The sequence below is a fragment of the Nocardia canadensis genome (assembly GCF_032656385.1).
Classification (GTDB): Bacteria; Actinomycetota; Actinomycetes; order Mycobacteriales; family Mycobacteriaceae; genus Nocardia; species Nocardia canadensis.
In genome coordinates this window covers 65649-79291 of sequence record NZ_JAVCWB010000004.1, presented here as the reverse complement: position 1 = coordinate 79291, position 13643 = coordinate 65649, and the positions used below count along the sequence as shown (strand labels likewise).

At 71.2% G+C, this 13643-nt stretch carries 9 protein-coding genes and 1 pseudogene; 2 read left to right on the top strand and 8 right to left on the bottom strand.

Annotated elements, in window-relative coordinates; genetic code table 11:
* Window positions 1-173: 173 nt before the first annotated feature.
* Both Q7X29_RS09100 and Q7X29_RS09095 read right to left on the bottom strand, forming a co-directional pair.
* Window positions 174-1397 (bottom strand): MFS transporter, encoded by a 1224-nt coding sequence (locus tag Q7X29_RS09100; protein ID WP_316573802.1) that lies wholly within the window; start codon window positions 1395-1397, stop codon window positions 174-176.
* Between the two features lie 18 nt (window positions 1398-1415).
* Window positions 1416-2738, bottom strand: coding sequence for an FAD-dependent oxidoreductase (locus Q7X29_RS09095; RefSeq protein WP_316573801.1), 1323 nt, complete (start codon window positions 2736-2738; stop codon window positions 1416-1418).
* Between the two features lie 101 nt (window positions 2739-2839).
* Here Q7X29_RS09095 and Q7X29_RS09090 point away from each other — a divergent pair, with 101 nt between their 5' ends.
* Window positions 2840-3739 carry a helix-turn-helix domain-containing GNAT family N-acetyltransferase gene (locus Q7X29_RS09090; RefSeq protein WP_316573800.1) on the top strand — a complete coding sequence of 300 codons (900 nt, stop codon included), beginning with the start codon at window positions 2840-2842 and terminating at the stop codon, window positions 3737-3739.
* A gap of 205 nt (window positions 3740-3944) precedes the next feature.
* Here Q7X29_RS09090 and Q7X29_RS09080 read toward each other — a convergent pair.
* Both Q7X29_RS09080 and Q7X29_RS09075 read right to left on the bottom strand, forming a co-directional pair.
* Window positions 3945-5408 (bottom strand): annotated as a pseudogene (locus Q7X29_RS09080) (aminotransferase class I/II-fold pyridoxal phosphate-dependent enzyme).
* A gap of 23 nt (window positions 5409-5431) precedes the next feature.
* Complete coding sequence (locus Q7X29_RS09075) at window positions 5432-7618, bottom strand: catalase (RefSeq protein ID WP_394358675.1); 2187 nt, start codon at window positions 7616-7618, stop codon at window positions 5432-5434.
* Between the two features lie 273 nt (window positions 7619-7891).
* Between Q7X29_RS09075 and Q7X29_RS09070 the strand changes: the two genes are divergently transcribed.
* Entirely contained in the window at window positions 7892-8515 is a 624-nt protein-coding gene (locus Q7X29_RS09070; RefSeq protein ID WP_316573798.1) for a hypothetical protein, read from the top strand.
* A gap of 38 nt (window positions 8516-8553) precedes the next feature.
* Here the strand turns inward: Q7X29_RS09070 and fadD11 are convergent, their stop codons facing one another.
* The 4 genes from fadD11 to Q7X29_RS09050 are packed head-to-tail and all read right to left on the bottom strand — an operon-like array spanning window position 8554 to window position 13640.
* Window positions 8554-10353, bottom strand: coding sequence for a fatty acid--CoA ligase FadD11 (fadD11, locus tag Q7X29_RS09065; protein WP_316573797.1), 1800 nt, complete (start codon window positions 10351-10353; stop codon window positions 8554-8556).
* Between the two features lie 16 nt (window positions 10354-10369).
* Window positions 10370-11302 (bottom strand): alpha/beta hydrolase, encoded by a 933-nt coding sequence (locus Q7X29_RS09060; protein ID WP_316573796.1) that lies wholly within the window; start codon window positions 11300-11302, stop codon window positions 10370-10372.
* On the bottom strand, window positions 11299-12180 hold the full coding sequence (locus Q7X29_RS09055; RefSeq protein WP_316573795.1) for a short-chain dehydrogenase/reductase: 882 nt from the start codon (window positions 12178-12180) through the stop codon (window positions 11299-11301). The genes Q7X29_RS09060 and Q7X29_RS09055 overlap by 4 nt, the downstream gene beginning before the upstream one ends.
* Window positions 12180-13640 carry a flavin-containing monooxygenase gene (locus Q7X29_RS09050; RefSeq protein WP_316573794.1) on the bottom strand — a complete coding sequence of 487 codons (1461 nt, stop codon included), beginning with the start codon at window positions 13638-13640 and terminating at the stop codon, window positions 12180-12182. The genes Q7X29_RS09055 and Q7X29_RS09050 overlap by 1 nt, the downstream gene beginning before the upstream one ends.
* Window positions 13641-13643 lie beyond the last annotated feature (3 nt).

Genomic DNA, 13643 nt, shown 5'->3' with positions numbered 1-13643 from the left:
CCGCCGCCCACCGTGGAGCAGCAGCCCGAGCAGTGCCGATCCGACGGGACCTGGGAACACCGACCGCCGGTGGTCCGCCCCGGCCCGATGGTCGGCACCATCGCGACGGGGGTGATCCATCTGTCGGCCGAAGTCGACAACGGTCCGCGACCGGACAGCGGTTCCAGCGGGGATCAGCCGACCCCGCTCAGGAATCGGCGGGTCCGGGGGACACTGCCGACGGCGATCAGCGCGGCGAGTGCCGCGATCGCGGCGAGGACGAGGTAGGTGCCCGACCAGGTGCCGGTCCAGCTCATCAGGGCGGTTCCGGCGAACGGCGCGGTGGCCATCACGATCACCACGGGAGCCGACAGCAGGCCGTTGAGGCGGCCGTAGTGGGTGGCGCCCCAGCGGTCGGTGATCGCGGTGGCCTGCACCAGGGTCATGATCCCGCGGATCAGGCCCGCGCCGACCGAGACCGCGACCAGCGCGAAGACCGTTGTCACCCAACCCAACAGCGCGGTGGCGAGCGCGGTGACGGCGAACGCGCCGACGATCCGGACGGCCGGGGTGGTGCGGGTCATCAGCGGGAGGTAGCCGAGCCGGCCCAGGACCTGTCCGATACCGCCGAGGCCGAGCGTCAGCGCGGCCGCCGCCGGGGCGAATCCGCGCTCGATGAGCAGCGGGACCAGGTTGAACACGGCGGCGAACGCCGCGAACGCGCCCAGGCTCAGGGCGGTGACCAAGGCCAGGAACGCGGGGCTGCGGGCGATCGCGCGGTGGTCGTCGTCGTGCCGGGTCGCTGGTGCGGGCGCCGGTGGCCAGGCGCCGGTGAGCCCGAACAGATGACCGGGCACGGTGACGACCGTCAGCACCACCGCGAGGACGAGATAGGTGGCACGCCAGTCGGTGCGCTCGACCAGGACGGCGGTCAGTGGCGCGAACACCGTGCTGGCCAGACCGCCCGCCAGCGTCAGGATCATCAGGGCCTTGACGTGCTCGGTCCCGAACCAGCGGGTCAGCGCCGCGAACGCGGGCGGGTACAGCACCGCGCCCATCGCGACCCCGGCCGCGAGCCAGCCGAGGAAGAACACCGGCGGATTCGGGGCCAGGGCGACCACGACCAGCGCGGGCACCGCCAGGACCGATCCCGCGGTCATGACCGACCGTGGCCCGACGCGGTCCAGGACGCGCCCGACCGGGATGCCGGTCAGGGCCGCGGCGAGCTGGCTCAGCGAGAACGCCGCGGTGAGCATCGGCAGCGACCATCCGGTGTCGGCCGAGATCGACACCGACAGCACCGGGAACGCGTAGTAGAGGATGCCCCAGCTGGTGATCTCGGTGAGGCACAACGTGATCAGCACGCGCCGCCGCAGACCGGCACCGGCCGCAGCCGGTCCGGTCCGCGTGGCCGTCACAGTGGACGACACGGGCGGTCAGCGCGAGAGCGACCCGACCGTGAGCGTGAACACTTCGGACGCGGGCGCGCAGCAACCGCCGGAACTCGCGCCGTCGGGGTCGTCGAAGACACCGGCCCCGCCGCACACACCGGTGTCGGGCAGGGTCAGCTCGACACGGGCGGCGGATTCGTGGTCACCGGCGAGTTCGGCGGCGATGGACCGGACCTGCTCGTAGCCGGTCATCGCCAGGAACGTCGGCGCGCGGCCGTAGCTCTTCATGCCCACCAGGTACACCCCGGATTCGGGATGGGTCAGCTCGGCGACGCCGTGCGGGTAGACGGTGCCGCAGGAGTGCACGTTCGGGTCGATCAGCGGCGCCAGCCGGACCGGGGCCTGCAGCACGGGGTCCAGGTCGAGGCGGACCTCCGAGAGCCAGGACAGGTCGGGACGGAAGCCGGTCAGCGCGATCACGGTGTCGACGCCGTCGATCCGGCGGCCGTCGTCGGCGACGAGCGCGGTGCGCCCGTCGGGCCCCGTTTCCACCGCGGCGGTGCGGAATCCGGTCACCACGGTGAGCAGTCCGTCCTCGACGGCCCGCTTGGCGCGCAGGCCGAGCGCGCCCCGGGCGGGCAGCTCGTCGGCCTCGCCGCCGCCGAAGGTGGCCTCGGTCCGACCCCGGCGCAGTACCCAAGTCAGCCGGGTGCCGGGCTCGTTCGCCAGTGGCGCCAAGGCCACGATCGCGGTCAGGGCGGAGTGCCCGCTTCCGGCGATCACGGTGTGCTTGCCGCGATAGCGCGCCCGCTCGGCCTCCACGTCGGGCACCCGGTAGGTGAGGGCGTCGCTGTCGCGCTCGCCCAGGGCGGGAAGTCCTTCTCCGCCGAGCGGATTCGGCGCGGTCCAGGTGCCGGAGGCGTCGATGACCGCGCGGGCGAGGATCCGGTCCTCGGTGCCGTCGGCGCGGCGCAGGTGCACCGACAGCGGTTCGGTGTCGCGACCGGAGTCCACGACCCGGTCGCGGCCGCGGCGGGCGACGCCGACGACCTCGGTGTCGTAGCGCACCGCCTCGCCCAGGGCCTCGGCCAGCGGCTCGAGGTAGGCGTGCGCCCAGTCCTGGCCGGTCGGGTAGTCCTCGTCGGCCGGAGCCACCCAGCCGGTGCCATCGAGGAGACGGCGACCCGCGGGGGCGATCAGCTCTGCCCAGCGGGAGAACAAGCGCACGTGATTCCACTGCGCGACCGCGGCACCGGCGCGGGGACCACGTTCGAACACGATCGGTTCGAGGCCGCGTTCGCGCAGTTCCGCGGCTGCCGCCAGCCCCACCGGGCCGGCTCCGACGACGACAACAGGCAGTTCGGTCATCACAGACTCCATTCATCGACACCCATCGATCTAATGACCAAAACTGTATCGACGAATGTCGATGGATGCAACCATCGATCTACGTCGATATAATCGGAGGCATGACGTCCCTGGACATGCCCTCCGTCCGCGACTCCGCCGCGCCGCGCGTCGACGCCCTGTCGATCGACGACGCGACCACCTACGCCGCCTGGTTCTCCTGCCTGGCCGAACCCACCCGCGTCCGGCTGCTGCACCTGGTCGCCACCCGGCCCGAGGGGATCACCGTCGGCGAGCTGACCGAAGCGCTCGGGATCTCCCAGCCGACCGTCTCCCACCACGTCCGCAAGCTGGCCGACGTCGGGTTCGTCCGGGTGCACAAGCACGGCACATCCACCGTCGTCACCGTCAATCCCGCCTGCTGCACCGGCCTCCCGCACGCCGCCGACGCCGTCATGGGCGTGCTCACCCCGCGTCCGTGCTGCCCGACCGATCTACCCACCGACGTCACCGTGCGCGCGATGACCGACGCCGACTGGGACGTCGTGCTCCGCATCTACGGCGAGGGCATCGCCACCCGCGACGCCACCTTCGCCACCGAGGTTCCGACTCGCGAATACCTCGACGCCACCTGGCTTCCCGCGCACCGCTGGGTCGCCGAGCTCGACGGCGAGGTGGTCGGCTGGGCCGCGCTCGCGCCGGTCTCGAGCCACGGCGGCTTCGCCGGAGTCGCCGAGACCTCCGTCTACGTCGCCGTGGCCGCGCGCGGCCGTGGCGTCGGGAAATCACTGCTGCACCGGCAGGTGATCGCGGCCGACAACGAGGGCCTGTGGATGCTGCAGACGTCGGCCTTCCCGGAGAATCGGGCCGCGATCGCGCTGCATCATTCGGCCGGATTCCGCACGGTCGGGGTGCGCGAACGCATCGCGACCCTCGACGGGGTGTGGCGCGATACCGTCCTGCTCGAGCGCCGCGCCGCCGTGGACGCCGCCGCCGCCTGCGAGCCCGCAGCCTGCCGATAGCCGACGCGAGCACCCGGTCGCGGCAGATCCCAGACGCCACTGCCCTTCCGCGGCGTCGACTAGCGCGCCTGGCAGCTCGACGATTCCGCGGGCAAGGGCGGCGAGGCGGTGTGCCCGATCCGCGACGCCGTCCGCGAGCGGATCGACGCGCTCATCGCGGAGCTGACCGCCGTGGCGTGACCTGCCACCGGCCGCACGGTAGCTCTCAGCCGGCCCGGACCACCCGGATCGTGCGCAGCCGCGGGTCGGCGGCATCGGGCAGGTTCAAGCCCGCCTCGATGCCGGTGCGCAAATAGTCGATGACGGCCTCGCCGAGCCGTTCCCCCGGGACGACGGCGGGAATGCCCGGCGGATACGGGGTGAGCTGCTCGGCCGCGATCCGGCCTACGGCCCGCTCGGCGGGCACGGATTCGGCCGGTGCGAAGAAGGCGTCGCGCGGCAGCATGACCGTCTCCAGCTGCAACTCCTCGGGTGAGGGCAGCCGGATCCGCGGCGGTTCGGGGTGGTTCAGCCCGGCCCGCCACAGGGCGAGCGCGTCGACGAGGGCGTCGACCGTCGCGGCGTCGTCCGCCGAGGACAGCGTCGCCAGGACCCGCCGGTGATCGCTGAGGCCCAGGTCGATCCGGCGATGCTCGCGCAACCAGTCCGCGGCCGCGTAGCCGCTCGCGCCGGTGCCCGCGACGTCGACGAGGACCTACAACAGGTCCAGGTCGTGCGAGGCCTCGACGCCGAGCAGCTCGTCGTGCATGACGGTGAGCCCGCTGATCTCGGCGAGCTCGGCGCGCACCCGGCGGGCCGAGCTCAGGGCCCGGTCGAGCAGGTCGTGGCCGAATTCGACCATCTGCCTTCGCCATCCGTCCAGCGCGGCGTAGATCAGCACATTGGGGCTGGTGGTCATCAGCAGGTCGGCGCAGCCGCGCAGTCGCACCGGGTCGATCAGGTCGCCTTGCAGATGGAACACCGATCCCTGCTCGAATCCCATGCCCATCTTGTGCACACTCACCACGCACACATCGGCGCCGACGTCCATCGCCCACGTGGGGAGGTCCGGATGGAACGGCAGGTGCGCGCCCCAGGCCTCGTCGACGATCAGCGGCTTTCCGCGCGCGTGGCACACCCGGGCGATCCCCCGGATGTCGGCACAGGTGCCGTAGGGGCTGGGACTGACGATCACCGCGCCCGCCGCGTCCGGATGCGCCCGCCAGGCCTGCTCGACCTGCTCGGGCGAGGGCGGATGCGACAGGTGTCGCTCGGCATCCCAGCGCGGGGTGATCCAGTGCGGTTGCACCCCGGAGAAGATCAGCCCGGCGACCACGGATTTGTGGCTGTCTCTGGCCACCAGCAGGCCGCCGTCGTGGCCGCCCGCCACGGCCATCATGGCCGCCTTCACCGACAGCGAACTCCCACAGGTGGAGAAGAAGGCGGCGTCGGCGCCGACCGCGTCGGCCATGAGCTCCTCGGCCTCGGCCAGCACGTGGTGCCTGGCCAGCCGATCGTCGAGCCCCGGGGCGGCGAGGATGTCGCTGTGGAAGGCGTCGACGCCGAGCGCGGCCAGCACCCGGTCGTCCACTCCGCGTCCTTGCCGATGCCCCGGCGGGGTGAATCCGTAGCGGCCCAGCCCGTGGTACTCGGCGACGGCGGCCAGCAGCGGGGCGGTGGTGTGGTCCATCGTGCGCACCTCCTGCGCGGTGGTCAGCGTGGGAATGCCGGCGGATCGATCCGCGTCCACGCTCGGTGTTCGCCCAGGTCGGTCAGCAGTGCCTCGATGGCCGGGACCGCCTCGGCCACGGTCACACCAGGGGCGTCCGGGTCGACGCCGGTGCGCTCCAGGATCGATGCGGCGGTCCCGACGGCGGCGATCGCCTTGCCGTGCCGCCACATCTCCTCGATGAGCAGGCCGACCCGGTCGTCATCGGGGCCCGCCAGCGCGACGACACCGTCGAACTCCACCGATCGCATCGTCGCGAACGTGCGCGCCACCGGCACACCGTCGATCTCGCCGCCGTGCGCGGCGACCACGAACGGCCGGATCCCGGCCTGGGTGAGCGTGGCGCGGACCTCTTCGAGCGCCGCCGCGGAAGCCGTGTCGTCCACCAGCACCGCGACGGTGCGGCCGTCGACCGGGAACGCGCCGCGTCGCTGCGACAGTGCCGGACTCGGGTCGAGCTCGACCCGGTCGTCGACATCCGGCGCCGGAGTGTCGAGCCCGAGCTGCGCGGCGACGTAGCCGCCCAGCTCGTCGTCGACGTCGACCAGCATCTGCAGGCCGCGCCGCTGGATGGCCGTCGACGTGCATTTTCCGAGCTCGAAGGCGAAGGCGTCGGCCAGGTGCTGTTGTTCGCCCGGGGTGAGACTGCGATAGAACATCCGCGGCTGCGAGTAGTGGTCGGCGAAGGAGACCGCCCCGGCGCTCGTCGCCGAGGTCCGCAGCTCGGCGGCCGGCGGCGGGATCGGCGTCGGCGTCTCGGTGTAGGCCCGGTCGGCGAGACTCGCCGCGTACGGACAGCCACCGCCGAGCGAATTCGGTTTGTACGGCGCGATGCCGGGGTGCACGGCGGTCTGGTGCATGCCGTCGCGGAACATGTCGTCGACCGCGGTATGCGGGGTGTTGATCGGCAGCTGGGCGAAATTCGGCCCGCCGAGCCTGCTGATCTGGGTGTCGAGGTAGGAGAACAACCGGCCTTGCAGCAGCGGGTCGTCGGTGACCTCGATGCCGGGCACCAGATGACTGGGGCAGAACGCGACCTGTTCGGTCTCGGCGAAGAAGTTCACCGGATTCGCGGTGAGCCGCAGCGTCCCGATCACCTGCACCGGCGCGAGCTCCTCCGGCACGATCTTGGTCGGGTCCAGCAGATCGATGCCGTCGAAGAGGTGATCGGGGGTGTCGGGGAAGACCTGCACCCCGAAATCCCATTCGGGGGCCGCTCCCGCCGCGATGGCGTCGGCCAGGTCCCGGCGATGGAAGTCGGGATCGAATCCGGCCGTCAGCTGGGTTTCCTCCCACAGCATGGAGTGCACGCCCAGGCGTGGCTTCCAGTGGAACTTCACCAGGCTGGTCGTGCCGTCGGCGGCGACCAGCCGGAAGGTGTGGATTCCGAAGCCCTCCATCATCCGCAGTGAGCGCGGCAGCGCCCGATCGGACATGTTCCAGAAGGTGTGCGCGGTCGCCTCGGTGTGCAGGGTGACGAAATCCCAGAAGGTGTCGTGCGCGGATTGCGCCTGCGGAATCTCCCGGTCCGGCTGGGGTTTTCCGGCGTGGATGACATCGGGAAACTTGATCGCCTCCTGGATGAAGAACACCGGAATGTTGTTGCCGACCAGGTCGTAGACCCCTTCGTCGGTGTAGAACTTCACCGCGAAACCGCGGGTGTCGCGCACGGTATCGGCCGACCCGCGCGAACCGAGCACCGTGGAGAACCGGACGAATACCGGGGTGCGCACGTCGGCGGCGAGGAACCGGGCGCGGGTGAGCGACGCGGCGGCGCCGTTGGCCACGAACACCCCGTGCGCGCCGACACCACGGGCGTGCACGACCCGTTCGGGGATGCGTTCGTGATCGAAGTGGGTGATCTTCTCCCGCAGGTGGATGTCCTGCAGCAACACCGGTCCGCGCGGGCCCGCTTTGAGGGCGTGGTCGGTATCGGCGACGCGCAGGCCCTGAGCGGTGGTCAGGGCGCCGCCGTGCTGGGCGCGCAGGTCGGCGGGGCCGGGGATCGGCACGCCGGTCGGTCCGCGCAGCGCGGGCCCCTCCTGGTCGGCCGCCGGTCCCGGCTCGGTGCAGGGGTGGTCCGGGTCCTCGTCCGGAGGAGTCGCCGGCCGGGTGTACTCGGGAGGAATAGCGGGCCCGGAAGCCCCCTGCTGTGGTCCGGCGTTTCCCATCATCGAAGCCTTCCTGTTGACGAGGACCGTCTCCTGGCGAGCAGCGCGTCAGCGGCGCGGCATCCGCTCGCTCGGCGGCCCGCCGCTGCTTTCCGGTGGTTTCTGACCAGGCCATGCCCGGATCTCCGGCACCGAAACAGCCGCCCGTCGCCGCAGCCCGGTCGGGCCATAGCCGCCGCCCGGGGTGAGAGAAGCGACTCACATCCCGGTAGCGCGCGCTCCGCCGACCGCGATCTGCCCTGTGACGACTGTGGACTCGGGAAGGACATCGAGGTGGCTGGACGGCATCGAGCAGTGAGCAAGCGGGGCACGGCCCTGCGCGGACTTCCCGTGGCGGTGGCGCTGCCCGCGGCGATCGCCTTCGGCATCGGGCCCGGCGCGGCGCAGGCCGCGCAGGTGCAGACTGTCTCGCACACCCCTGATCTGCCGGAATACGCGGCACCGCGGCCCGAGCCGGTCCAAGCCGTGGCCGCCGTCGCGCCCCTCGAAGAACACGCTGTCGCGCAGTCGGTTTCCCCAGTCGGCGACGAACTCGCGCTCGGCGCGAACCAGCGCGACACCGCCGAGTTCGCCACCGCGCACCCGGTCGCCGATACCCGGCCGATCGCCACGGCGGCGCCGATCGCCAGCCCGATCGAGAACGCCACCTTCCTCGGCTCGACGGCCGGTCAGGTGATCGGCGGCATCGCCGGCGCCGGCCTCGGCGCGGCGGGCGGAGCGGCGCTGGCCACCCCGCTGGCGGTCCCCACCGCGGGACTCGGCGTCCCGGTCGGCGCGGTCGCAGGCGGCATCGTCGGTGGGGTGGTCGGCACCTACGCCGGCTATTACGCCGGCGCCTACCTGGGCACGTTGGTCGCCCAGCAGGCGCCCCAGATCATCCCCAACGTGCTGCCCTGACCGTGCGGCGGGCCCGATGCGGGCCCGCCGACGACAGGTCAGGCCGGTTCCAGCACCTCGACGGGCGGGTTGTCGGCGTAGAGTTCGGCGATCTCGGCCGTGTATTTCTCGGCGATCACCTTCCGCTTGAGCTTCATGGTGAGTGTCACCTCGTCGCCACCGGCTTCCCAGAACACCGGCAGGATCCGGAAGCGCTTGACCTGTTCGACCCGCGACAGCGCGGCGTTGCCCGCCGCCACACCCGCGGCGATCTGCGCGCGCACGGCGGGATTCGCGGCCAGTGCCGCGGCCGACGCGTCGGGCAGACCGTGCTGTGCCGCATAGGGTTCGGCGCTCTCGGCGTCGAGGACGATCAGCGCGGTGTTGTAGGGCCTGCCGTCGCCGATCGTGGCCATGGCACCGATCAACGGCGTCGCGGCCTTGATGGCGTGCTCGATCGTCGTCGGCGACATGTTCTTGCCGGAGGCGTTGATGATCAGTTCTTTCTTGCGGTCGACCACCCGCAGGTAGCCGTCGTCGTCGACGGTCACCACGTCACCGGTGCTCAGCCAGCCGTCGGCGTCGACGGCTTCGGCCGTCTTCTCCGGTTCGCCGCGGTAGCCCTTCATCACCAACGGCCCCTTGACGAGCAGTTCCCCGTCCTCGGCGATGCGCGATTCCATGCCGGCCAGCAGTCGCCCGACCGTGCCCAGCCGGGTCTCGCTCGGCGGGCTGACGCTGCAGATGCACGACAGTTCCGACATGCCCCAGATCTCGGAGATCGGCACCCCGAGCCCGGCGAAGAAGCCGAGCGTGCGCGGTGGGATCGGGGCGGCGCCGGACAGCGCGAAGCGCAGGCGATCGAAACCCAGCTTCGCCCGCAGCTTCGAGAGCACCAGTGCGTCGGCCTTGGCCCATTCGGCGGCGACGTCGTCGGGAACCGGCTGCCCGGCCAGCTGGTATTCGCTGCGCTCGGCCCCCACCGCCAGCGCCCACCGCATACCCTGCCTGCGTGTCTCGTCCGGCTCGTTCGCGACGACGAATTCGATGGCGGCCGCCAGCTTTTCCCACACCCGGGGCACCGCACCCCAGATGGTCGGCCGCAGATCCGCCAGCGCGGCCGCGATCAGCTTCGGGTCCGACACCGTGGTGACCTGGGTGCCGAACACCTCCTGGAGGTAGAGCGCGGTGAGCCGGTCGGCGATGTGGGCGCTCGGCATGAACGAGGTGATCGAATCGCCGAACTCGAACCCGAGCACATCGCCGAGACCGTAGGCCTGGAACATCAGGTTCGCGTGCGTCGTCTCGACGCCCTTCGGGTTGCCGGTGGTGCCCGAGGTGTAGATCAGCGTCGCCACATCGGCGGGCTCGACCGCCCGCCAGGACGCGTCGAAGTCGAAATCCACAGCGCCACCGGCGATCATCTCGGCCACCGGCACCGTGCCCTCGACCGGCTCGTCGAGACAGACGAGGTGGTCGAGCGGCACGCCGCTCGCGCGCAGCCGCGAGACGTACTGCGGCTCGCAGATCACCACGCGCGCGCCCGCGTTGCCGAGGACGTGCGCGAGCTGCTCGGCGGAGAGGGTGTTGTAGACCGAGAACGAGGTCGCGCCCACGTGCTGGGCGCCGACTTCGAGCGGATAGAACTCGACGCGATTGCTCATCATCAGCGCGACGGTGTCGCCGCGGCCGATGCCGAGCGCCGCCAGGCCCGCCGCGGCCGCGCGCACGCCGTCGGCGTATTCGCGCCAGGTCAGCGTGTGGGCATTCCCCGGAGTGCGCAACGCGACGGCGTCGGGATCGATGGTGGCGTTGTATTGGAAGGCGGCACAGAGGGTTTCGAAACGTGGTGTCGACATGGAGGTCTTCCGTGGTTCAGACCGCGGTGGCGGTGTCGGGAGCGAGCAGGGAGGTGATGAAGCGGCCCGCGGCGCCGAAGGCGAAACGGGCCTCGGGCGCCAGTGCGGGCATGACCTGGAAGACGTGCATCTGATCGGGCCAGACCTGGAGTTCGCACACCCCGCCGACCTGCCGCAGGCGCTCGGCCAGTTCGATGGCGTCGGTGGCGAAGTACTCCGCCCCACCGGTCTGGATCAGGGTGGGCGGCAGCGTCATGCCCCGCTCCGGCCGCAGTTCGAGATGCTCGCTGGTGAAGTGGGCGAGCGCTTTCGCCGACAGCGTGTACGAGATCACCCCGTCCCGGCTGCGCACACCGGTGCGGGCGATCCGCAGGCCGAGGTCGGCCATCGGCGAGAACAGCACCAGCCCGGCCGGTCCGCGACGTCGCAGGCGGGCGTTGGCGAGGGCGAGATCGGCGGCCAGGAATCCCCCGGCCGAGTCGCCGGCGAGCACGATCCGGTCCGGGGCGAACCCGCGCCGCAGCAGCCACCGATACGCCCGCGCCACATCGAGCTGGGCGCACGGGCTCGGATGCTCCGGCGCCAGGCGATAGTCGACGACGAAGACCCGGGCGCGACTCGTGGTCGACAGGCGCGACGCCACACCGCGATACGCCGCCACCGAGCCCGCGACGAAACCGCCGCCGTGCACGTACAGGATCACCGCGTCGGTGCGGTCGGCCTTGGGCCCGGTGACCAGCTCCCCGCGGACCGGGCCGTCGTCGACGCGCTCCACCGAGGTGCCCGCCAGGCTCGGCCCGACCACCCGCATCGCGGCATCGATCGCCAGCCGGGCCACCGGCAGGGTGGCGGTGTTGACCGGCAGCGCGGCGGCCAACGGCTTGACCGTGCGTTCGGCCAGCAGCCGAGCGGCCCTGGTGCGCAACGATCCCCGCCCCGACGCGGTCATCGGCCGCTCCGCCGCTCGACCCGGTCGAGCAGGTCCTTGACCTTGCCGCTGCCCGCGAGCTGCGCGTCGAGCACCACATTGACCGCGCCGCGCAGCAGCGCGTACGGCTCCCACCCGCTGGGGGCGATGGTCCGGGCCGCGCGGCGGGCGATGCCGTCGGCGATCACGGTGGCCGCGTGTGTCGCGGTGATGCGGACGTTCAGCGGCCACGGCAGCATCTCGTCCAGTTCCCGGCCGAGGTCGTCGCGGTCGAGCATGGCGTGGGTCATCTCGGTCTCGACGACACCGAAGTAGGCGATGCCCGCGCTGGCGCCCGCCGCGGCGAGTTCCACCCGCAGCGCGCGCCCGAACTGCTCGACCGCGGCCTTGCTCATCATGTACGGCGACCCGGCCATGCCCGGCGCGAACGACGCGCACGACGAGACGACGACCACGTGCCCCCGCGCCGCGACGATGTGGTCGAGGGCGGGATGGACCGTGTTGAAACAGCCGTCGAGGTTGATCGCCATCACCCGGTCGAAATCGGCCGGGTCCATCGTGCGCACGGTGGCGGGCGCAGGCGTCACCCCGGCGTTGGCGACGACGACGTCGAGATGGCCGAAGGTGTCCACCGCGAGCCGGGTCGCGGCCACCATCGCCGCGCGGTCACTGACATCGGCCGTGATCGCCAGGGCCCGAGGCCCCAGCTCGCCCGCGGTCACCTCGGCGCCGATCTCATCGATGTCGACCACGACCACGAAGGCACCGCGGGCAGAGAGGATCCTGGCCAGTTCGAGGCCGATTCCCTGCGCGGCGCCCGTGATCAGCACCGTCTTGTCGCGCACGTCGTAGGACCGGCGCGTGAGCAGGCTCAGCGGATGGAGCGCGGTGATGTCCATCAGGCACTCACTTCGTAGGACTCGGCATCGAAAGCGCTGGTCCGCCTGCGGTATTCGAAGCTCCAGTTCGGATAGAGCCCGGCGTTCTGCCCGTCCGGGGTGGTGTAGTAGCTGTCGCAGCCGCCGGTGAGCCACACCGTATCGGCGCTGCGCCGATGCATCTCCTCGACGAACGCGTCCTGGACCTGCTGCCGGACCTCGACCCGGTGTGCTCCCTTGTCGCGCAGGGTCTTCACCGCGTCGACGATGTAGGCGATCTGGGACTCGATCATGAAGATCGCCGACTGGTTGCCCGCCGCGCCGAACGGTCCCAGGGTGAGGAACAAGTTGGGGAACCCGGCGACGGCGGTGCCCAGATAGGTCCGCCGGTGCTTACGCATGACCTCGCCCACGGATACGCCGTCGCCGCCGACGATCCGGTCGTAGGACGAAGGCGCGGGCTCGAATCCGGTGCCGTAGATGATCGTGTCGACCGGGATCTCGACTCCGGCGCGGGTGAGGATGGAGTGCGGGCGCACCTCGGCGATGCCGTCGGTCACCACCTCGACATTGTCCTTGTCGAGGGCGGGCAGGTAGGCGTCGGCGAAGATCGCGCGTTTGCAGCCGATCATGTAGTCCGGCGTCAGCTTCTCGCGCAGTTCCGGATCCCGCACCTGGCGACGCAGCTGCCAGCGGCCGAGCAGCTCATAGGGGTGCCGGAAGCGCTTGTCGACGAAGCCGACCAGCCCGAAGCCCTCGATCGCGGTGTACCAGGCGCCGCGAATGACCTTGCCCGCCAGTGGAATCCGACGCAGGGCGAAGCGCTCCACCGCCAGCGTCGGCCGGTCCATCCGGGGCACGATCCAGGGCGCGGAACGCTGGAAGACGGTGAGCGCGGCCACCTTCGGCTGGATCTCGGGCACGAACTGCACCGCCGAGGCGCCGGTGCCGATCACCGCGACTCGCTCACCGGTGAGATCGTGGTCGTGATCCCAGTGCAGGGAATGGAACGTCGCGCCCGCGAAGGTTTCCACCCCCGGCAGCGTCGGGTACTTGGCTTCGGCGAAGACCCCGGTGGCCGAGATCAGGTAGTCGGTGGTCAGTGCGCCCTGCGAGGTCTCCAGACGCCACAGTGAGCGGGCCTCGTCCCAGCGAGCCTCGAGCAGCTCGGTGTTCAACCGGATATCCCGGACGACATCGAATCTCGTCGCCACCGACCGGATGTAGGCCAGGATCTCCGACTGCTTGCCGTAGGTCCGCGACCAATCGGGATTGGGCGCGAACGAATAGCTGTAGAGCTGCGAGGGCACATCACACGCGCACCCCGGATAGGTGTTGGCCTGCCAGGTTCCGCCCAGATCCGCGGCGCGTTCGAGGACGACGAGGTCGTCGAAGCCGGCCTCGCGCAGCTTGATCGCGAGGCCGATGCCGCCGAATCCGGCACCGATCACGACGATGTGACGGTGTTCGGTTGGTGCCATGGT